General features: G+C 52.2%; 23 protein-coding genes. All 23 read left to right on the top strand.

Translation table 11 applies throughout. The features are described from left to right. The first annotated feature begins 4 nt into the window (after positions 1–4). The 23 genes from fliR to AB1S56_RS13795 all read left to right on the top strand — a co-directional run bounded on the left by fliR (position 5) and on the right by AB1S56_RS13795 (position 21,197). On the top strand, positions 5–802 hold the full coding sequence (gene fliR / locus AB1S56_RS13905; protein ID WP_340868661.1) for a flagellar biosynthetic protein FliR: 798 nt from the start codon (positions 5–7) through the stop codon (positions 800–802). A 13-nt stretch (positions 803–815) separates the two neighbouring features. After that, on the top strand, positions 816–1,907 hold the full coding sequence (gene flhB / locus AB1S56_RS13900; RefSeq protein WP_340868663.1) for a flagellar biosynthesis protein FlhB: 1,092 nt from the start codon (positions 816–818) through the stop codon (positions 1,905–1,907). 45 nt (positions 1,908–1,952) lie between these two features. Continuing rightward, positions 1,953–3,983 (top strand): flagellar biosynthesis protein FlhA, encoded by a 2,031-nt coding sequence (gene flhA / locus AB1S56_RS13895; RefSeq protein ID WP_340868665.1) that lies wholly within the window; start codon positions 1,953–1,955, stop codon positions 3,981–3,983. Continuing rightward, on the top strand, positions 3,980–5,218 hold the full coding sequence (gene flhF / locus AB1S56_RS13890) for a flagellar biosynthesis protein FlhF (protein ID WP_340868666.1): 1,239 nt from the start codon (positions 3,980–3,982) through the stop codon (positions 5,216–5,218). The genes flhA and flhF overlap by 4 nt, the downstream gene beginning before the upstream one ends. Continuing rightward, positions 5,211–6,080 carry a MinD/ParA family protein gene (locus tag AB1S56_RS13885; protein ID WP_340868667.1) on the top strand — a complete coding sequence of 290 codons (870 nt, stop codon included), beginning with the start codon at positions 5,211–5,213 and terminating at the stop codon, positions 6,078–6,080. The genes flhF and AB1S56_RS13885 overlap by 8 nt, the downstream gene beginning before the upstream one ends. Before the next feature lie 10 nt (positions 6,081–6,090). Next, positions 6,091–7,455 (top strand): chemotaxis response regulator protein-glutamate methylesterase, encoded by a 1,365-nt coding sequence (locus AB1S56_RS13880; RefSeq protein ID WP_367903470.1) that lies wholly within the window; start codon positions 6,091–6,093, stop codon positions 7,453–7,455. 32 nt (positions 7,456–7,487) lie between these two features. After that, positions 7,488–9,551 (top strand): chemotaxis protein CheA, encoded by a 2,064-nt coding sequence (locus AB1S56_RS13875; RefSeq protein WP_340868669.1) that lies wholly within the window; start codon positions 7,488–7,490, stop codon positions 9,549–9,551. A 15-nt stretch (positions 9,552–9,566) separates the two neighbouring features. Then, positions 9,567–10,028 carry a chemotaxis protein CheW gene (locus AB1S56_RS13870; RefSeq protein WP_340868670.1) on the top strand — a complete coding sequence of 154 codons (462 nt, stop codon included), beginning with the start codon at positions 9,567–9,569 and terminating at the stop codon, positions 10,026–10,028. 3 nt (positions 10,029–10,031) lie between these two features. Next, the gene (locus AB1S56_RS13865) at positions 10,032–10,652 is read left to right on the top strand and encodes a chemotaxis protein CheC (protein WP_340868671.1); all 621 of its coding nucleotides are present in this window, start codon (positions 10,032–10,034) and stop codon (positions 10,650–10,652) included. Next, complete coding sequence (locus tag AB1S56_RS13860; RefSeq protein WP_340868672.1) at positions 10,649–11,140, top strand: chemotaxis protein CheD; 492 nt, start codon at positions 10,649–10,651, stop codon at positions 11,138–11,140. Before AB1S56_RS13865 ends, AB1S56_RS13860 begins: the two co-directional genes overlap by 4 nt. A 1-nt stretch (position 11,141) precedes the next feature. Further along, positions 11,142–11,588, top strand: coding sequence for a hypothetical protein (locus tag AB1S56_RS13855; RefSeq protein ID WP_340868673.1), 447 nt, complete (start codon positions 11,142–11,144; stop codon positions 11,586–11,588). A 4-nt stretch (positions 11,589–11,592) separates the two neighbouring features. Next, positions 11,593–12,378 (top strand): FliA/WhiG family RNA polymerase sigma factor, encoded by a 786-nt coding sequence (locus tag AB1S56_RS13850; RefSeq protein WP_340868674.1) that lies wholly within the window; start codon positions 11,593–11,595, stop codon positions 12,376–12,378. Positions 12,379–12,393: 15 nt separating this feature from the next. Beyond that, positions 12,394–13,794, top strand: coding sequence for a FapA family protein (locus tag AB1S56_RS13845; RefSeq protein ID WP_340868676.1), 1,401 nt, complete (start codon positions 12,394–12,396; stop codon positions 13,792–13,794). A 28-nt stretch (positions 13,795–13,822) separates the two neighbouring features. Further along, positions 13,823–14,149, top strand: coding sequence for a hypothetical protein (locus tag AB1S56_RS13840; RefSeq protein WP_340868677.1), 327 nt, complete (start codon positions 13,823–13,825; stop codon positions 14,147–14,149). Positions 14,150–14,186: 37 nt separating this feature from the next. Further along, a complete protein-coding gene (locus AB1S56_RS13835; protein WP_340868678.1) occupies positions 14,187–14,786 on the top strand; it encodes a hypothetical protein in 600 nt (199 codons plus the stop codon). Further along, complete coding sequence (locus AB1S56_RS13830; RefSeq protein ID WP_340868680.1) at positions 14,779–15,306, top strand: hypothetical protein; 528 nt, start codon at positions 14,779–14,781, stop codon at positions 15,304–15,306. Before AB1S56_RS13835 ends, AB1S56_RS13830 begins: the two co-directional genes overlap by 8 nt. Before the next feature lie 194 nt (positions 15,307–15,500). Beyond that, positions 15,501–16,199: a 30S ribosomal protein S2 gene (gene rpsB, locus AB1S56_RS13825; RefSeq protein WP_340868681.1), complete on the top strand. Its 699-nt coding sequence runs from the start codon at positions 15,501–15,503 to the stop codon at positions 16,197–16,199. A gap of 114 nt (positions 16,200–16,313) precedes the next feature. After that, positions 16,314–16,964 (top strand): translation elongation factor Ts, encoded by a 651-nt coding sequence (tsf, locus tag AB1S56_RS13820; RefSeq protein ID WP_340868682.1) that lies wholly within the window; start codon positions 16,314–16,316, stop codon positions 16,962–16,964. A gap of 113 nt (positions 16,965–17,077) precedes the next feature. Next, the gene (pyrH, locus tag AB1S56_RS13815; protein ID WP_340868684.1) at positions 17,078–17,806 is read left to right on the top strand and encodes a UMP kinase; all 729 of its coding nucleotides are present in this window, start codon (positions 17,078–17,080) and stop codon (positions 17,804–17,806) included. Then, entirely contained in the window at positions 17,806–18,360 is a 555-nt protein-coding gene (frr, locus tag AB1S56_RS13810; RefSeq protein WP_340868687.1) for a ribosome recycling factor, read from the top strand. Before pyrH ends, frr begins: the two co-directional genes overlap by 1 nt. A gap of 92 nt (positions 18,361–18,452) precedes the next feature. After that, complete coding sequence (locus AB1S56_RS13805; protein WP_340868688.1) at positions 18,453–19,217, top strand: isoprenyl transferase; 765 nt, start codon at positions 18,453–18,455, stop codon at positions 19,215–19,217. Between the two features lie 27 nt (positions 19,218–19,244). After that, positions 19,245–20,039 (top strand): phosphatidate cytidylyltransferase, encoded by a 795-nt coding sequence (locus AB1S56_RS13800; RefSeq protein WP_340868690.1) that lies wholly within the window; start codon positions 19,245–19,247, stop codon positions 20,037–20,039. An 18-nt stretch (positions 20,040–20,057) separates the two neighbouring features. Then, complete coding sequence (locus AB1S56_RS13795) at positions 20,058–21,197, top strand: 1-deoxy-D-xylulose-5-phosphate reductoisomerase (RefSeq protein WP_340868691.1); 1,140 nt, start codon at positions 20,058–20,060, stop codon at positions 21,195–21,197. Positions 21,198–21,232 lie beyond the last annotated feature (35 nt).

Here is a 21,232-nt window from a genome sequence, read left to right as displayed (position 1 = left end):
GAGCATGAATGCGATCGTACAGGGTTTCCCCATTTTTTTGCTTATTTTTTGTCGAATTACTGCGTTTTTCGTCGTTGCTCCAGTCTTTTCTTCCCGAGGTGTGCCGAATACGTTTAAACTGGGCCTCGGCTTTTTTATATCGCTGATCGTGTTTCTCTCCTATGGCATGGAGCAGACGATCGTCCCGGATGCGCTTTATGTCTTGTCGGTGCTGAGGGAAATTATTATCGGTCTATTAATAGGGTTCGTCGTTTATCTGTTTTTTATGGTGGTGCAAACCGCTGGCGCTTTAATGGATATGCAGATCGGCTTTGCGATGGCGAACGTCGTAGATCCGCATTCCGGTGTTTCGGCGCCGCTTCTGGGCAATTTCAAATTTATGCTGATGCTGGTCGTTTTCCTGATGATGAACGGCCATCATTATATGCTATCTGGACTGATGGACAGCTACCAGTGGATCCCGCTGGATAATGAGCTGTTCGCCAGGCTGATGAGCGGTAACGTAACGGAGCTGCTGGTAAGAGTGTTCAGCAATACGTTTCTGCTGGCCCTGCAAATCGCTGCCCCGCTCGTAGTGGCTATGTTTCTGACAGATTTAGGGTTAGGCTTTTTGACGAAAACAGCGCCTCAATTCAATGTATTTGTTATTGGTGTGCCATTGAAGCTGATGCTGGGTTTATTTTTGATCGTCCTGCTTATGCCAGGACTTGCGACCTTGTTCGAGAAGCTGTTCTCCATTATGTTCGATTCGCTGGAGCAGCTGTTCGCGGTAATTCAAGGCGGATCGCAAGAAGGACAATAGGAGGCTTTCAAGGGTGCGCAAGTTTCGATTCCAGCTTGATTTGCAGATGTTCAACCAAGAGAAAACGGAAAAAGCGACACCCAAGAAACGCCAGGATGCCAGGAAGAAGGGCCAGGTCGCCAAATCGCAGGATTTGCCCGGAGCATTTATTCTTCTGTTCGTGTTCGCTTCATTCATGATGCTTGGCGATTATTATAGAAACCGCGTGGATGCCATGTTCGGCGGACTCTTCCAGCATTGGCTCAATATGGAGCTGACAACCGCCAACGTCATGGAGCTGTTTATGAATATTGCCGCGCAATTTCTTATGATGCTGCTGCCCATTTTCGCCATCGTTATGCTGGCGGGCGTTGTCGGCAACATCATGCAATTCGGATTTTTGCTTACGGGAGAAGGTCTTAAATTTCAGCTGAAGAAGCTAAATCCCATCGAAGGCTTTAAACGTATTTTTTCGATGAGAAGCTTGGTTGAATTTCTGAAAAGCATCTTGAAGGTAACGATTATCGCCATACTGGTCTACACGACCATCATGCGCGAATGGGACGAGATGCTGACACTTTCCAGCAAGCCACTGGAAGCCATTTTCTCCTTTGCGTCGCACCTGACGATCATGCTGGGGCTGCAGGTTTCTGCTGTGCTGGCGGTGCTGGCCTTTCTTGATTTTCTATACCAGAAATACGAGCACGAGAAAAGCTTAAGGATGTCGAAGCAGGACATTAAAGATGAATACAAGAAATCGGAAGGCGATCCGTTGATTAAAAGCCGGATTCGCGAGCGTCAGCGCAAGATGGCGCTGCAGAGAATGATGCAGGATGTTCCCAAAGCGGATGTCGTCATTACGAACCCGACGCACTTCGCAATCGCGCTCAAATACGATGCTTCCAACATGGAGGCGCCGACCATTCTCGCCAAGGGCATGGATCATGTGGCGCTCAGAATTAAGGAAATCGCCAAGGAGAATGGCGTCATCACAATGGAAAACAAGCCGCTTGCCCGAGCGCTGTACGAATGTGCCGAGATCGGAGACGTCATCCCGGCAGATTTGTTCCAGGCAGTTGCAGAGGTACTCGCTTATGTATACAAATTGAAAGGCCGCAGAAGGTAAGAGCGGCGTGTCTGTCCACAGCGCAGAAGAAGGAGGGGATCCATCATGAAACCAAAAGATTTATTCATTATTCTGGGCATTATCGGCATCGTACTCATGATGATCATTCCGATACCGATCCTCCTAATCGACATCCTTCTTATCCTGAATATATCCATCGCATTAATGATATTGCTGGTTTCCATGAATACAAGGGAAGCTCTTGATTTCTCTATATTTCCTTCCTTGCTCCTCATTACAACGCTGTTCAGGCTGGCACTATCGGTATCGACTACGAGAAGTATTCTGCAGAACGCCGAGGCCGGCGATGTCATCGCAACGTTCGGCAGCTGGGTGGGCGGCGGCGAGGTTGTCATTGGCTTCATTGTCTTCCTGATCCTAGTCGTCGTTCAATTTATCGTTATTACCAAAGGTTCAGAACGCGTAGCCGAGGTTGCGGCAAGATTCACGCTGGATGCGATGCCCGGCAAGCAGATGAGTATAGACGCCGATCTCAATTCCGGTCTGATCAATGAGCAGCAGGCCAAGGATCGCCGCTCTAAGATTGAGCGGGAAGCGGACTTCTACGGCGCCATGGACGGTGCGAGCAAGTTTGTCAAAGGCGATGCCATCGCTACCATCATCATCTTAATTATTAACCTGATCGGCGGCTTTATTGTCGGCATGGCCATGCATGGCATGGAGTTTTCTGAAGCATTGGAGACCTTCTCCATTCTGACGATTGGTGACGGTCTAGTAGCACAAATTCCTGCTCTGTTAATTTCCACGGCAGCCGGCTTAATTGTTACTCGCGCGGCATCGGATGGCAATCTGTCGGAGGATGTGACGGGGCAGCTGTTCAAGTACCCCAAGATGCTGTATATAGCAGCGGGAACGATTGCCGTGCTTGGTTTGACTCCAATCGGCATTATGACCACGTGGCCATTCGCCGGGCTTCTGGCATTCGGAGCATATACGATGCAGAAGAGAATGGACAAGCGGCAGGAGCAGGAGGAGCTGCTTGTGGAGGAGCAGCAAATCGAGGAGGTACGCAGTCCGGAGAGCGTCATCAGCTTGCTGCAAGTGGACCCGATCGAATTCGAGTTTGGGTATGGTCTGATCCCACTGGCGGATACCCAGCAGGGCGGCGACTTGCTTGATCGTATCATTATGATTCGACGTCAATGCGCGCTGGAGCTTGGACTTGTTGTACCGGTCATTCGCATCCGCGACAACATCCAGCTTCGTCCAAATGAATATGTGATCAAAATCAAAGGAAACGCCGTGGCGCGAGGTGATTTGCTTCTTAATCATTATTTGGCAATGAGCCCGGGCTTCGATGACGACTCCGTTGTCGGTATTGAAACAACAGAACCAGCGTTCGGGCTACCCGCTCTCTGGATTGATGAGACGATGAAGGAGAGGGCCGAGCTGTCCGGCTATACGATCGTCGATCCTCCGTCGGTTGTCGCCACTCATCTGACAGAGGTCGTCAAGCGTCATGCTCATGAACTGATTGGCCGACAAGAAGCGAAGATGCTGGTGGAGAACGTCAAGGAATCCTATCCGGCGCTTATCGATGAGCTGATTCCTTCCATTCTTACGGTGGGGGATGTGCAGAAGGTGCTCGCCAAGCTGCTGAAGGAAAAGGTGTCTATTCGCGATTTGGTAACGATCTTCGAAGCGCTGGCTGACCATGGCCACTATACTAAAGACCCCGACATTCTGACGGAATACGTCAGACAAGCCTTGTCCCGCCAAATCACGCAGCAATTCGCCCCTGGCGGAGATACGCTGCGAGTTATTACGGTAGGGCCGCAGCTTGAGAAGAAGATCGCGGAATCCGTTCAACAGACAGAGCATGGCAGCTATATCGCCCTGGATCCGATATCAACACAAAGTATATATCAGAAGCTGAATGAGCATGTGAGCCGCCAAATTCAATCCGGCCAGCAGCCAATCGTATTGGCTTCGCCTACAATCCGCATGTATCTGAGACAAATAATCGAACGGACGATGCAGGAGGTGCCAGTTCTATCTTACAGCGAGCTGGAGCCTTCCGTTGAAGTCCAAAGCGTAGGGGTGGTGAATCTATGAGAGTAAAGCGCTACGTGGTGAACGCCTTGCCGGAGGCTGTATCGCAAATCCGCACTGATCTAGGCAAGGATGCCGTGATATTGGACACAAAGGAAATAAAGGTTGGCGGCTTTATGGGCATGTTTCGCAAGAAGAAGATGGAAGTTATTGCGGCTGTGGAATCCAATTCGCCCAAGGCACAGAATCCAGCGCCTAGAAAAACGACGCCTGAGGTTCACGCCGTGGTGGAGCAAATCCTGCAGACAGCCCAGCGAGGCGCTAGTGCAGCCACTGCAGTAATGGATGCGCCAGCAGCGCCATACGCCGCGGCAGCATCTGCAGCGGCTGTGAAGCCGAGCGCGCCCCCGCGGGAAGAAATCGACCAGTTTATTGTGAATGAAATTCGCGATCTGCGCGAGTATATGGTCAAGCTCTCCAAGCAGCAGGGCCTTACTCAATTATCGGAGCCTATCGCGCTGCTCAAGACACGATTAACCCAGCAGGAGCTTGACGAGGCATGGATTGACAAGATCGTCGAGGATCTGCTGGAGAAGCAGAAGCTAGAAAACCGCTCCTATCAGAAGGAAGAGGTCTGGCAGCAAGCCAAACGTATTCTGTCTGAGTGGCTGGAGCCTTATTGCAACGCGGAGATCAGCAGCGAGACCCGAATCGTTCATTTTGTGGGACCGACAGGAGTTGGGAAAACAACAACGATTGCGAAGCTTGCCGCCGAGCAGACGATAAAGCGAGGCAAAAAAGTTGGTTTTATTACTTCCGATACGTACAGAATAGCGGCTGTCGATCAGCTGAGAACGTACGCGAATATATTAAACGTTCCACTGGAGGTCGTATTTTCTCCATCCGATCTGCCCAAAGCCTACAAAGGATTGGCAGAAAGGGACCTGATCTTCATGGACACGGCAGGACGCAATTTCCGCAGCGAGCTGCACGTATCGGAAGTCATCAGCCTTCTGCAGTCGAATGAGCCTAACGAAACGATTTTAGTGTTAAGCCTAACGGGCAAAACGTCGGATATGTCGATCATCGCAGAACGGTTCACCAAATACGGCATACACAAGGTGCTGTTTACGAAGCTGGACGAAACAACGGTGTACGGTGCCATTTTTAACTTAATCCTTAAATATCAGCTGCAACCGATCTATTTGGCCAGCGGCCAAACCGTACCAGATGATATTGAGCGATTCCGGGTGCAGGTCTATCTGGATCAGCTGTTAGGAGACGGCGAAAATGAATGATCAGGCTGAAGCGCTGCGCAATTTAGTCAGACAGCAGGAGCATCGCACAGACCAGAGAAACACACGTATTATTACCGTGACCAGCGGCAAGGGCGGCGTTGGCAAGTCCAATTTCAGCTTGAACTTCGCCATAGCTCTGAAACGTCTTGGGAAAAAGGTTCTTGTGTTCGATGCCGATATCGGCATGGCCAATATTGATGTATTAATGGGGAGAAGCTCGCAATACAGCTTGTACCATCTGCTGAAGCAGGAAAAAACGATTTGGGATATTATCGCGGTGGGACCGGAGGACATCCACTATATTGCTGGCGGCTCAGGCTTCAAGGATTTGCTGGAGCTGTCCAACGATCAGCTCAACCGGTTCGCCGGAGAAATTGAGAAGCTTCACGGCGAATACGATGTGATCCTGTTTGACACAGGCGCGGGATTGTCTAAGGAAACGGTCAAATTCATCTCATCCGCCCAGGAGACCATTGTGGTTACAACCCCTGAGCCAACGTCAATTACCGATGCGTACGCCCTGATCAAAATGGTGAAGGCCATGGACATGAGCATTTCGTTCAAGCTGGTCGTAAATCGTTCATCCGATTTCAAGGAAGGAAGGGATACAGCCCAGAAGATCAGCTTAGTCGCTCATCGATTCCTCCAATCGGAGCTTCCGACGCTGGGGATCCTGCCGGACGACCCGCATGTATCCAAGGCGGTCAAGCGTCAGGTGCCATTTATTATCGCGTTTCCCGACAGCGATGCCGCGGCAGCGATTACTCGAATAGCGAAGGAGTTTCTAGACATTCCACAGTCGAACGGTGATGCCAGCGGCGTCAAAGGATTCCTGACCAAATTATTCAGACTTTCAAGATAATCCTTTGGAAATGAGGTGGGAAGCGATGGCTCCCTATCGGGTTCTTGTAGTGGATGATTCCGCCTTCATGCGGAAAATTATAAGCGACCTTATCCTTCAGGACGGACAATTCGAAATAGCCGCCACGGCCAGCAATGGTCTTGAAGCAGTCATGATGGCAGCAGAGCTGAAGCCGGATGTCATGACTATGGACTTGGAGATGCCTAAGATGAATGGGCTTGACGCGCTGCAGCTCATCATGAAGGCAGGACCGATTCCCATTATTATGTTGTCGGGAATAAGCGAGGACAATACAAGAGATACAATCAAGGCGCTGCAATTCGGAGCCTTTGACTTTATTCGCAAGCCTACGGTGGGCACCTCTGGAGACGACATTAACCATGTCGGCGAACAGCTTCTGGAGAAGCTGAAAACGGCGGTGCTCGCCAAGCGGAGCAGTCGCAGCGTGCTTGCCGAGGGGTCTGCGCAGAAGCTCGCATCTGCCGAGCTGACTCAAACGGCTGACACGCTTCAAGGGGAAGCGCCGTCCAAGCCGAAGCCGGCTTCGAAGCTGGTCAGAGGAGGGCTGACGGATAAGCCGGCATCCCCGCTTACGCAAGCTAAATCCAATACTTATGCTTCAAAAACGGATAAGACAACCAAGACAGAGCGAACAGAGCGAGGAAAGCCGCAAAGCCTAGGCGGCAAAACAATCGTTCCGCGGGCTAAAGAAGAGCCTCCGGCAGCTGCTCCGTCGACGAAGTTGAAGTTGTCTTCCACTGCACATAATCCGGCAAGCAAAGGAAAGCAAGCCGAAACCTTCAAGCATTTGGTCGCCATCGGAACCTCAACAGGCGGTCCGCGGGCATTGCACGAGGTGATCTGCTCCCTGCCGGGAAGCTTCCCGGCGCCGGTTCTAATCGTTCAGCATATGCCGCCCAGATTCACCAAATCGCTGGCACAGCGGTTGGACAGCTTCAGCGAGCTGAACGTACATGAAGCGGAGCAGGGCATGAGAGTTGCAGCAGGTCACGCTTACATCGCGCCAGGCGGCTATCATATGGAGTTGGCCAAAGACGGAGCAGGCTACTTCATAAGACTGACGGAGGCGCCTCAGCGCAACGGTCACCGCCCTTCCGTAGATGTCATGTTCGAATCACTGCTGTCCTTCAAGGAGCTGGAGCGTCATGCGGTTGTCATGACGGGGATGGGCAGCGATGGCGCCCGAGGGCTCAAAGCCCTGCTGGACAACGGCGCCGCTACAACGATTGCGGAAGCGGAGGAAACCTGCATCGTCTACGGCATGCCCCGTTCCGCGGTGGAATGCGGAGCTGCCCAGAAGGTGCTCCCGCTTCAACAAATTGCATCCAAGCTTGTCAGCGCTGTAATCAATTGATTAGACATATTTTCAATAGGAGGTGCTAGAAAATGGATATGAATGCGTATTTGTCCATGTTTATCGACGAATCCAATGATCATCTGCAATCCTTGAATGAAAATCTGCTGCAGCTGGAAGGCGATCCTGAAGATTTGAGCATCGTACAATCCATCTTCCGTTCTGCACATACGCTCAAAGGCATGTCCGCTACAATGGGGTTTGAGGATTTGGCGGCATTGACGCACGAGATGGAGAACGTGCTGGATCTCGTCCGCAACAGCAAGCTTAAGATGGACAGCTTCATCTTCGATACGCTGTTCAAAGGTTTGGACGCGCTTGAGGCCATGGTGCAGGACATCATTGACGGCGGCACCGGCAAAGCAGATGTTACGGCCATTGTCGCCTCGCTTCAGACCATTCTGAAGAGCGACTACAAGAGCGGGGCTGCCTCGGCAGCGCCAGCGGCAAGTCCCGCTGGGCAAGCTGAAGGCGCATCTGCCTTGCTGGACCAGTTCCAATCCTCCATCTTGCTGCAATCCATGGAAAGCGGCCACGAGCCTTATTATGTGCAGGTGACGCTGGATGAGACCTGTGTTCTGAAGGCTGCGCGGGCATATATGGTGTTCGACGTCCTGGAGAGAACGGGCGAGGTTGTCAAGTCGGACCCTTCCGTTCAAGATCTGGAGCAGGAGAAGTTCGACCGTTCTTTCAAGGTGTTTACGATCTCAACCGTTACTGCGGATTCGCTGCAGGCGCAAATCGCGAATATATCCGAGGTCGCCTCGGTGGAAGTGACGCCGCTTGATCCCGAATCGTTGGCCTCTCTGACTGCTGCGCCTGCCGCGGCGGCAGTGGAAGCCCCTCCTAAGCCGGCTGAAGCCCAGGAGGCGACTCCGGCTGAAGCTGCGAAGAAGGAAGCAGGAGAGCCGGCCAAGCGAGCGGCTGGCGGCGGACAAGCTGCTGTAGGCAGAACGATTCGTGTCGATATCGACCGTCTGGACACGTTAATGAACCTGTTCAGCGAGCTGTTGATTGACCGCGTTCGACTGGAGCAGCTGGCTAGTGAGGTGAAGCGCAACGACCTGACGGAGACCGTGGAGCATATGTCCCGGGTCAGCTCGGATCTCCAGAATATCGTGCTTAAGCTGCGGATGGTGCCGGTGGACTCCGTATTCAACCGCTTCCCGCGCATGGTTCGCGATCTCGCGAAGTCGCTCGACAAGAAGATTGATCTCGTTATTACTGGCGCGGATACGGAGCTTGACCGGACCGTCATTGATGAGATCGGCGATCCGCTCGTTCACTTGCTTCGCAATTCGGTAGACCATGGCATTGAGACGACGACAAAGCGTCTGGAGTCAGGGAAGCCGGAGATGGGTACGATTCGTCTGAGCGCTTATCATAGCGGCAATCATGTCTTCATCGAGGTGGAAGAGGACGGCGCTGGCATCAATCAGGAGAAGGTGCTCAAAACCGCGATCAAAAACGGGGTTATTACTGAAGAAGAGAGCTTGAAGCTAAATGCCGATGAAATTAATATGCTGATCTTCGCCCCAGGCTTCAGCACGGCAGACAAAATATCGGATATATCAGGCCGCGGCGTTGGACTTGATGTTGTTAAAACCAAAATTACTTCCTTGGGCGGCAATGTGACGGTACATTCCGAATTCGGCAAAGGCACCAAGTTTTCGGTCCAGCTGCCGCTCACGCTGTCGATTATATCGGCGATGCTTATTAAGCTGGGCTCCGAGAAATATGCGATCCCGCTTACTTCCATTGTGGAGACCGGCATCGTGAAGCGCAGCAGCATGCTTAATGTTCACGGCAACCGGATGATTAAATTCCGTAATTCCATCATACCAGTCGTATCGCTCAGCCAGGTGCTGGAGTCTCCAGACTTTGATGAGACGGCTGAAGAAGAAAATGAAATGATCGTCATTCGCAAAGGCGATAAGTGGGCGGCGGTAATCGTCGATGAATTTATTGGCCAAAGCGAGATTGTACTCAAAACACTGGGCAAATATTTGACCAATGTTCACGCGATTTCTGGCGCGACCATTCTCGGCGATGGCCAGGTGGCGCTCATTATTGACCCGAACGCTTTAATTAAATAAGGGAGGTTATGTACGATGGGAGAAGAATTGAAGGTAATCGTATTCGGGCTAGGCAACGAAGAGTACGGAATTGAAGTGGAACGAGTGCGCACCATCGAGCGATTGTCCCCAATTACAAGAGTACCGAAGACAGCAGCCTTCATTAAAGGCGTCATTAATCTTCGCGGCGTTGTTGTCCCGGTCCTCGATCTTAGAGGCCGCTTCGGTCTCGAGGAGACCTCGCCTACGGAGCATTCGCGCATTATCGTTGTAGCCGTCGGCGAAATTGAAGTCGGATTTATTGTGGATGCGGCTAACGATGTTATTGATATTGATACCGACAACATCGACACTCCGCCAGAAATCGTAGGCGGCATCAAGGCCAAATACTTGCGCGGCATTGCCAAGCTGGGGGAAGGGCGCCTGCTTATTATGCTGAACCTGTCGGAAGTGTTGAACCGCAACGAAATTGTTCAGATCGAGCAGCTTGAGGTATAAGCCGTGAGCGGATTTGATTCGTTTAAAGCGTTTGAGCTGGATGTGCTGAAGGAAGTAGGCAATATCGGCGCAGGCAATGCGGCGACCGCCCTGTCGAAGCTGCTGGACAAGCCCGTTGATATGGCTGTTCCGAAGGTCAGCCTTCTTCCCTTTGAAGAGGTGGCGGAACGGGTGGGCGGCGCGGAGCAGATCGTTTTGGCCGTATTTCTCCGCGTTGAAGGCGAGGCTCCCGGCAATATGTTCTTTATTATTGAAGAGCCCGCAGCCAAACGGATGCTGAACCAGATGATGTCCATCAATCATGTGGAGAGTGAAGGCTATTCGGAGATGGAGCTTTCCGCCTTATGCGAAATTGGCAATATACTAGCTGGCTCTTATCTATCCTCCTTGGCTGATTTCACTAAGCTTCCGATGGCGCCATCCGTACCGTCTATCGCGCTTGATATGGCCGGCGCCATACTAAGCTACGGTCTTATGCAATTCGGTGAAATGGGCGATTCCGCCCTATTGATCGAAACGACATTTATTGAAGACAGACAAGCGCTGGAAGGCCATTTCTTCCTGATCCCTGATCCGGATTCTTTCAACAAAATTTTCAAGGCACTGGGAGTCGATTTGGGATGATAGGGCAGCCGTTAGTGAAGGTGGGTATGGCGGATCTCAACATTGCCGTTGAAGGTGCCGTCCTCAAAACAACCGGTCTGGGCTCATGCGTAGGGCTTACATTATTCGATCCCAAGTGCAAGGTTGCAGGCATGGCGCATGTCATGCTGCCCTCCTCCAGTATTGCCCGCGAATCGCAAATTAATGTTGCCAAATATGCGGATACGGCTATACCAGAGCTCCTAGATCGCATGCTGGCGGTGGGAGCTCGAATCGAGCGCATGGAGGCCAAGATGGCCGGCGGCGCACAGATGTTCGCTATGGGCGGCTCTGATACGCTTCGCATAGGGCCGCGCAATGTGGATAGCTGCATCGAGATGCTGGAGCGATTCCGCATTCCGATCAGGGGGCAGGACACGGGCGGGAACTATGGGAGAACGGTTGAGTTTGACAGCGTCAAGGGTATTCTATTCATTAGAAGCGTGCAGTTTGGGGTAAAGGAGATTTAAGATGCTGGGAACATGGCGATGGAATGTAGCTTTTGGCATATTGGGAATAGCGCTGACTGCGATATTCTCATTCGGCAACAATCCGTTGACCGTTGTTTTGCTCAGAGGATTGTACGCATTTGCGGCTTTTTTCCTGCTTGGTTACGTCGCAAGGCTTGTATGGGGGATGATCTTGCAGCCTCCGGCCTTGTCGGCGAACGGGGAGGAAGGGGCTGATGAGCAAGTGAAAGGGCAGCAGCTCGATGTGACGACACCGGACGAAGTTGACGACATTAACGATTTGTTAAAAGCACAGCTGCAAGGAGGAGGGTCGGCTGAACCGCCCGCTCCTGCGGATGCGCAGAAGCAAGCTGAGTTTCGACCTTTGGCCCCGCCTCAATTCGTATCCAACACGAACAAACAACCAGAAGAATTGGTGAAAGCCATACGTCACCTGACAGGAGAGTGAGTCGATGACAGAGCTAAAAACGCCTCATTTGACAAACATCCAGATGTGGCAAGCATGGAGAGAGCGCGGCGATCTTGAAGCCAAAAAGCAGCTAATCGAAAACTATCTGCCTCTTGTTGATTACGTAACGAACAGGATGGCGATTGGCTTGCCCAAAAACGTCATCAAAGACGACCTGGCAAGCCACGGCGTGATGGGGCTGATCGATGCTATCGAAAAGTTCGATTACATGCGCGGCTTGCAGTTCGAGACCTACGCGTCCTGGCGTATTCGCGGCGCTATTATCGATGGACTTCGCCAAGGCGATTGGGTGCCGCGCTCCGTAAGGGAGAAAGCGAAGCGGGTCGAGGACGCCTATCAGCATTTGGAGCAAAAAATGATGCGTTCCGTGACGGACGCTGAAGTGAGCGACTATCTGCAGGTGTCGGAGAAGGAATTTGTGGCTATGCTGCATGATATATCCGTAGCGACCATCTGCTCTCTCGAGGATCCTATACGCGAAGAAGAAAGCGAAACTCGGATGTCGCTATTAATAGACGATAAAGCCAAAAATCCAGACTTCAAGGTTCATGAATTTTATTTGAAGGATACGCTGGCAGCGGGCATTGACCGGCTGACGGAGAAGGAGCGGACCGTAATCTCCCTGTTTTATTATGAAGAGCTTTCACTAAGCGAGATCGCGGAAGTCATGTCATTGTCGCCCTCCCGTATTTCCCAGCTACACTCCAAAGCTATCCTGCGTTTGCGGGCGGCACTTGCGAATCAGAGGGATCAACTGATGCAGCATTAGAGAGGAGGGAGCAAGGTGGACTTTTCACAGCTTGACACTTACCTGCGCATTCAGGCTTCTGCTGACAAGCTATCTGCCTTTTTGACATTCACTCGAATAACGGATGAATTCTCATGCAGTGCGTTTGATATGGAACAATATATACGAAGCAAGGGAGTTGTACACGGACTCCGCACCCAGGTTATAGAGCAAATATGCAAGGATCCCATCTCTTTCAGCAAAGAGCAGACCGTCATCGCTCAAGGCGATAATCCGCCAGCCGGCAAGGACGGTTATGTGCGCTTTGCGTTCAGCATGGGGAATGAGGACCATCAGCCGTCCGAGGATGAGGGCGGCAAGGTGGATTTGAAGCAGGTAACCAAGCTCAACAATGTATTGCGCGGGCAGCTGATTGCAGAGCTCATCGAGCCGCTCTCCGGCCCTGCCGGCATGACGGTTACAGGAGAAGAACTCGCGCCGAAGCTCGGGAAGCGGGCGCGGTTCAAAATTGGAAAAAACGTCGTGGTCAATGAATCGGCCATGTACGCCGCGATAGACGGATTAGTGACGCAGACGGAAAAAGGTAAAATAAACGTATTTCCCGTCTATGAGGTGAACGGGGATGTCGATTACAGTGTAGGCAATATTGACTTTGTGGGAACCGTTGTCATTCGCGGGAATGTGTTGAACGGTTTCCGTGTCAAAGCCTCCGGCGATATTCGTGTTGTAGGCGGCGTTGAAGGCGCCGAGCTGGAATCGGAGGGTTCTATTGAAATTACAAGCGGCATTATGGCCGGCAATAAAGGGCATGTCAGGGCGGGACGCAACATCAAAAGCTCCTTTATCCAGGATGGGAACGTTGTAGCGGGCGAAGACATCATCGTATCGCAGAGCATCATGCATTCCACCGTTAAGGCGGGGAAAAATGTAATCTGCTCCGGCGCTAAAGGACTGATCGTAGGAGGTATTGTTCAAGCTGGCGAGCAGGTGAGTGTTCGCACGCTTGGCAATGTTATGTCTACAGCAACGGTGGTGGAGGTCGGCGTCAACCCTCAGCTGAGGGAGGAGCTGCTGCAGCTTCGTTCAACGATTAAGCAATCGTACGAAAGCAACGAAAAGACGGAGAAGGCGCTTGTGCTGCTGGATCAGCTGGCTGCCGCTGGGCAGCTGTCGGCTGAGCGTCTGGAAATGCGCGCCAAGCTGAACGCAACCAAGCGTCAGACGATTGCGTTGATTGAGCAATCCAAGTCGAGAATGCTGGAAATCGAACGTACACTGGAGGATACAGACCGCTCCAAGGTGAACGTCAGCGGGACGGTGTACAGCGGAACCAAGGTCGTAATCGGCCGGTACACCAAATTCGTCAAAGACAGCGCGCAGCGCGTCTCCTTCAAGCTTATGGATGGAGATATTTCGCTTACACCTTATCATGCCTGACCGGGACTAGCGGAAGGAGTTCGAGCCTATGACCTTCAAGCCTCTGGATTTCCAAATGTCCGTGCCAAGAACGCAGGAGTTCGGCGGCATGCATCAGCAATCGCTCCAGCGTCCCATAACGGAGCAGACGATGCTTGCCAGCGGGACGGCCAAGCAGACCGAGGAGATGCGCAGACAGAACACAGCTATTGAAAAATCCTCAAATCTGGATGTCAAAACGGATCAAGACAGTCCGGATGGCAATCCTTATAAGAAGCGGAAGCCCAAAAAGAAGGATGACAATGCGGAGCAAGAACCCCAGCCGGATACGCCGGCACACCCGTTCAAAGGTCATCACTTCGACATTAAGCTTTAAAAGGTCCGTAGAATAGATCAAAGGCGGGATGCAACCGATGGATTCATGGCAAACGATAGCGCTTGTGGGAGCGGTCGTCATCATGGTTGCTTTCTTCGTGCCGAAGAAGAAGCCGGAAGCGGAGGAGTCCACGCAATCGGTGCGCAACATGGAGACGGCTCTCGATCAATTTATGGAAAACATGGAGAAGGATAATGAACAGCTGATGCAGCTTGTTGCGGAAACGCAAAAAAGCTCAAAGCTGGAGGCCGTCAGGAAGGACGAGCGGATCGCGTCGCTGGAGCAGCGCTGCGGCCAGCTGGAGAAGCTGCTGCAGGATGCCATTGTGAGTCCCGCATTGGCTGCAGCCCATCCCCAGCCTCGATTGGCACAGCCTCCAGCCTCTCATCCGGGCCTGTCAAGCGGCACTCCCGCTGAGAAGAATCCGGTTGACGCGCTTCAGCCTGCGTCCCCTGACTACGCGGAGCAGGAGCCTAAGCCCAAGCCGGATTCCATTCATGCAAGATATGCCGAGCTGTTCCAGCTCTATGGTGAAGGCAAATCGGTTGAAGCCATTGCCAAAAGGCTTGGCATGAACAAAGGCGAGGTACAGCTGATTATCGGGTTGTCCAGGCAGGAGGAGGCTGCGCATGCCTAACCTGCGAACATTCCTGCTGGGGCTGGGCACTGGCATTATTGTAGGAGCGCTGCTGGTTCAGCTGTTCCAGCTGGGCGAGAGGAGCCAGGATCGGCTCAACGCGATTGGCGCTGAGCTGAGCGGCGGCGCTGCCGCCCAAGAGAGCCCAGGCTTATCGTCGCCCCCAGAGCAGCCTGAGGCGACAGGGACTGCCGATGCTGACAAGCTCGACGCAGCGCCCTCTACGCCTGCTCCGGCCTCCCAGGAGCCGTCTGCCGTTCAGAGCGGGCAGGGTGAATTAAGGCTCATTCATATCACTCCCGGGATGAATCTGAATCAGACGGAGAAGCTGTTGCTGGATCAACAAATTATTGAGCAAGCAGGCGAATTTGTGAAACAGATGCAAAGCGGCAAGCTAAAGGTTCGCGCCGGTTATTTCGTTCTTCCAACCGGCGCCGGCGTGGAAGCGGCGGTCCAAGCTGTTACGAGCAAGCCTCTGTCCAAATACGCGGCTGAGCAGATGGTAGCCAACCAATCTTAAGGCGCTCCCGTCGAAATTAATCGATTTATAGAACGAGTTGTTGCACCGCATGCCTAACTGTGATATATTAAATGACGGTGTTAAAAACACACGCGGGTCAATTTCATTAACGGTGCTTTCGCCCGGCGAAAGTTTTAGTGGAAGATGCGATTCGCGGAGGGACACAAAAAACCATAACAGGAGGTGTTGAAGAGATGGCGGTTATTTCCATGAAGCAGCTTCTTGAAGCTGGGGTACACTTCGGTCACCAGACACGTCGTTGGAACCCAAAGATGGATCGTTATATCTTCACAGAAAGAAACGGAATTTACATTATCGACTTGCAAAAAACGGTTAAGAAAGTTGACGAGGCGTACAACTTTGTTAAATCGATCGCTGCAGAGGGCGGCACTATGCTGTTCGTAGGCACGAAGAAGCAAGCTCAGGATTCGGTGAAAGAAGAAGCTGAGCGTTGCGGCAACTTCTACATCAACCAGCGCTGGTTGGGCGGCACGCTGACGAACTTCCAAACGATTCAGAAGCGTATCGACCGTCTGAAGCAGCTGGAGAAATGGGAAGAGGACGGCACTTTCGAGGTTCTTCCTAAGAAAGAGGTTATCATTCTTCGCAAGGAGAAAGAGCGTCTTGAGAAATTCCTGGGCGGCATCAAAGGCATGAAAGGCCTGCCTAGCGCCCTGTTCGTTATCGACCCGCGCAAAGAGCGTATCGCAGTAGCGGAAGCTCGCAAGCTGGGTATCCCAATCGTAGGTATCGTTGATACGAACTGCGATCCGGACGAGATCGACTATGTCATCCCAGGTAACGACGACGCGATCCGCGCGGTTAAGCTGCTTACAGCTAAGATGGCTGACGCGATCGTGGAAGCGAACCAAGGCGAGCAAACAACTGCTTAAGGTTTAATGGCCTGAGGCAACAATACAAACAACAAAGGGTGGTCAGATGGTGCAAACCTCTCACTGCCCTTTTTTTGAACAAAAATCAGATGTAAACTTTTAGGAGGGTTTCACATGGCAGTTAGCGCAAGCGCGGTAAAGGAACTACGTGAGAGAACGGGAGCAGGCATGCTCGATTGCAAAAAAGCGTTGGATGAAACAGGCGGCGACGTCGAGAAAGCGATCGCTTTGCTTCGTGAGAAAGGTCTGGCGGCTGCAGCGAACAAAGCTGGCCGTATCGCGACTGAGGGCGTAGTAGAATCCTACATTCACGCAGGCGGCCGTATCGGCGTTCTGGTTGAAGTGAACTGCGAAACAGATTTTGTTGCAAAAACGGATCAGTTCCGCGAATTCGCTAGAGACATCGCGATGCAAATCGCTGCCGCTAATCCGAAGTTCGTACGCCGCGAAGAAGTGCCGGGTGACGAGCTGGAGAAGGAAAAGGAAATCCTGAAAAACCAAGCGCTTAACGAAGGCAAGCCAGAAAAAATCGTTGAGAAAATGGTTGAAGGCCGTATCTCGAAATATTATGAAGAGTATTGCTTGCTTGAGCAATCCTTCATTAAAGACCCAGACAAAACAATCTCCGAGCTGCTGAACGAAAAAATTAGCAAAATCGGTGAAAATATTTCCATCCGTCGCTTTGTTCGTTACGAGCTGGGCGAAGGCCTTGAGAAAAAAGTCGACAACTTCGTTGAAGAAGTTATGGCTCAAGCGAAACTGTAATCCGAACGCACAGGCGGGGCGGGGCGTCCGCCCCGCCTTGCTTTTGTCTATCGATCGTTGTGAATTGAATAAAGAGTGTCCTCGGCAGCGGGGGTATGATGGGGGTAAAAACGTTGGAACATCCTGTATTTAAACGCATTGTCTTGAAAGTAAGCGGAGAATCCTTGTCCGGCAACGAAGGATATGGCATCGAGGCTTCCGTTATCTCTTCCATTGCAAACCAAGTGAAGGAAGTCGTAGAGCTCGGCGTTGAGGTTGCAATCGTCGTAGGCGGAGGTAACATCTGGAGAGGAATTGCCGGCACCGCCAAAGGAATCGACCGGGCAACGGCCGATTATATGGGTATGCTGGCTACGGTTATGAACTCGCTTGCTCTTCAGGATGCGCTGGAGCAAATTGATGTGCCAACACGCGTACAAACCTCGATAGCTATGCAGCAGATTGCGGAGCCTTACATTAGACGCCGCGCGATCCGCCATCTGGAGAAGGGGCGTGTTGTCATATTCGCGGCTGGAACAGGCAATCCGTTTTTCTCGACGGATACGACGGCGGCGCTGCGCGCAGCTGAGATAGAGGCGGAAGTCATCTTGATGGCGAAAAACAAGGTGGACGGCGTGTATTCTGCCGACCCGTTCAAGGATGAAACGGCTCAGAAGTTCGAGGAGCTGACGTATCTGGACGTGCTGAATCTGAATCTTGGCGTAATGGACTCCACCGCATCGTCGCTTTGCATGGACAACAATATTCCACTGATCGTGTTCTCCATTACGGAGAGCGGTAATATTAAACGTGTTGTGCTGGGCGAGAAGATCGGTACTATCGTGAAAGGAAGTGCAAAGTAATGCCACAAACCATTAAAAAAAATGCAGAGGAACGGATGGAGAAAGCGATTGGCGCTCTCAAACGCGATCTGTCGACGCTTCGCGCGGGCAAGGCAAGCCCTGCCTTGCTGGATCGTGTGCAGGTTGAATATTACGGCGCTTTGACTCCTCTTAATCAATTGGCGAACATTAATACCCCGGATTCCCGGACGCTGATGATTCAGCCATGGGACAAATCTTCAGTAGCAGCCATCGAAAAAGCGATAATGAAATCGGATCTGGGTCTGACGCCTTCTAACGATGGCTCCGCTATCCGTATTTCGGTTCCGCCGCTGACGGAAGAGCGCCGTACGGAGCTGGTTAAAGCGTCGAAGAAGTTCGGCGAAGAAGCCAAGGTTGCGATCCGCAATATTAGACGCGACGCCAACGACGACGTGAAGAAGCTGGAGAAAACGGATATTTCCGAAGACGAATCGCGTCGCCACCAGGAAGATATTCAGAAGACGACGGATAAATTTATTGCGGAAGTGGATAAGGTGTTATCCGCCAAAGAAAAAGAAATTATGGAAGTTTAAATGACCCAAAAGCCCCTCCGTTAGGTGGGGTTACGTTTTTAAAGACGCATGCATGCTTACATTATGAAGGCCTTCGGTTGGGAGGAAGCAAGATGATCAAGCGACTATGGGCCAAGCTGGGCCTTTCATCCTCGCCGACTGCCGCTTCGCTGTCAACAGATAATATACCTGTCCATGTGGCCATCATTATGGACGGCAACGGAAGATGGGCGAGGAAGCGCGGCTTGCCGCGCGTGGCAGGTCATCATTCCGGGATGAAGACAGTGAAGCGCATAACCATTGCCGCAGATCGGCTTGGCATCAAATATTTGACGATGTACGCCTTTTCAACGGAGAATTGGAAGAGGCCAAAAGCGGAGGTGGAGTTTCTTATGAAGCTTCCGCAGCAATTTATCGAAATTGAATTAGACGAACTCATCGCCAATAACGTTCAGGTCCGTATGATGGGCTCCCGCGACAATCTTCCGCCGCATACGCTTAGCGCGCTGGAGGAAGCGATTACGAAAACCGCGGGCAACACGGGTCTCATCCTTAACTTTGCCCTTAATTACGGCAGCCGGATGGAGATGGTGAACGCCATTCGCGACATGGCCTCCGATGTGAAGACTGGGGTCCTGTCCATTGATGATATTGATGAGGAAGCCATGTCATCGCGGCTGCTTTCCAGCGGGCTGCCAGATCCGGATTTGTTAATCCGTACAAGCGGCGAGCTGCGTCTCAGCAATTTTATGTTATGGCAGTTGGCGTACAGCGAATTATGGTTTACGGATGTGTATTGGCCGGAATTTTCGGAAAAGCACTTTTATGAAGCGATTGGCCAATATCAGCGCAGGGCCAGAAGGTATGGCGGATTATAGCTTCATCTGACGGAGAGTGACTGTATTTTGAAACAACGATTGGTTACGGGTATTATCGCAGGCGCGTTGTTTGTAGGTCTAGCCGTTATCGGCGGAGCGTTCTATACTGGACTGCTTGTGCTGCTGGCGATTATCGGATTTGCCGAATATGCAAGAATGAACGGCTTCAAGCTGTCCCATCCAGCCTCCGTGCTTGGCTTTGCGGGCGTGCTTTATTTCACCTTGCCTTGGGAGGCGTGGGGGATCAGCCTGCCTGGACCGCTGACTATCATCTGGATGCTGGCGTTTCTGCTGCTGTCCATCACCGTCGTTACCAAAAACGAAACAAGCATTGACGGTGCCGCGCTCATGCTGCTTGGCGCTCTCTACGTCGGTTACGGCTTTGCGGCTATGATTACAGTGCGCGCTGTAGATGATCATGGTTTGTTCTGGTCGTTCCTATCCTTCGGCTGCATCTGGGCTTCGGACGTAGGGGCTTATTTCGTAGGAAGAGCGATTGGCAAGCGAAAGCTGTGGCCGTCCATCAGTCCGAACAAGACCATCGAGGGTGCGCTTGGCGGTGTGCTGCTGGCGCTTCTGGTTGCTGTAGTGTTCGCGTTATTCAAACCAGAAGTCATTACAGTGGCCAAAGCGTTGGTCATTGGCGTCCTTGCGGCTGTCGCGGGTCAATTCGGCGATCTGATTCAATCCGCATACAAACGTGTTCGAAACATTAAAGATACGGGAACGCTGCTTCCAGGCCATGGTGGCGTACTCGATCGCTGCGACAGCTGGCTGATCGTGTTCCCGCTGCTCCTGCTTTTGGAACTGATCCCTGTATAGGTTGTGGAGGGGATTGTGTTGAAACAAATCGCGGTATTAGGCTCCACCGGCTCGATCGGGACGCAGACGCTGGACATCGTCCGGCATCATCCTGAGCAATTCCGGGTAACGGGCATTTCCGCAGGGCGGAATGTCGACTTGGCTGTCCAGCAGGCTCAAGAATTTAGACCGGCAATCGTGAGCCTGGCGTCCAGGGAGCTGGCGGAGGAAGCAAGGCCTCATCTGCCAGCGGGCACGAAGGTTGTATTCGGCGAAGAAGGCTTGATTGAGGTAGCTGCCGGCACCGATGCCGATACGGTCGTTACCGCTATTGTCGGGAGCCGCGGCTTGCCTGCGACAATGGCGGCTATTGACGCGGGCAAAATGATTGGGCTCGCGAATAAGGAGACCCTTGTAACCGCCGGCCATCTTGTTATGGAGCGGGCACGCCAGAGAGGCGTATCGATTCTTCCTATCGACAGCGAGCATTCGGCATTGTTCCAATGCTTGAACGGTGAGAGAAGAGCCGATGTGCTGGGGATTACACTGACCGCTTCAGGCGGCTCGTTCCGCGATCGGACGAGAGCCGAGCTTGAGGGTGTTACCGTAGCAGAGGCGCTTAATCATCCCAATTGGTCGATGGGCGCCAAGATTACCATTGATTCCGCCACGATGGTCAACAAGGGTCTGGAGGTCATTGAGGCGAGATGGCTGTTCAATCTCTCCTACGATCAGATCCATGTTCTTATTCATCCGGAGAGCATAATTCACTCCTTTGTTGAGTACATAGACCATAGCATCATCGCGCAATTAGGCATGCCTGACATGCGTGTGCCGATTCAGTACGCCTTGACCTATCCAGAGCGTATGCCGACGCCTACAGAGCGGCTTAGCCTGGCAGATATTGGCAAACTGCACTTTCGGGCGATGGATGAGGAGCGGTACCCTTGTCTCCGTATGGCTTATGCCTGCGGACGAATGGGACAATCGGCGCCGGCTGTCTATAACGCGGCCAACGAAGTGGCGGTCGCTCGTTTCTTGAATGACGAAATTACGTTTCTGGACATCGAGCGTGTGATCGAGACGGTGGTGGAGCGGCACGATCCTTGCGAGCTGCACGATCTAGAAGCCATCAACGAAGTGGACAAGTGGGCACGGCACCTGGCATCAACGGTTTGATCATGGCGAAATAGTGGTTCTCTTGTATCGGGCGG

The sequence above is a fragment of the Paenibacillus sp. PL2-23 genome (assembly GCF_040834005.1).
Classification (GTDB): domain Bacteria; phylum Bacillota; class Bacilli; order Paenibacillales; family Paenibacillaceae; genus Pristimantibacillus.
This window is presented reverse-complemented; position numbering and strand designations above follow the sequence as displayed.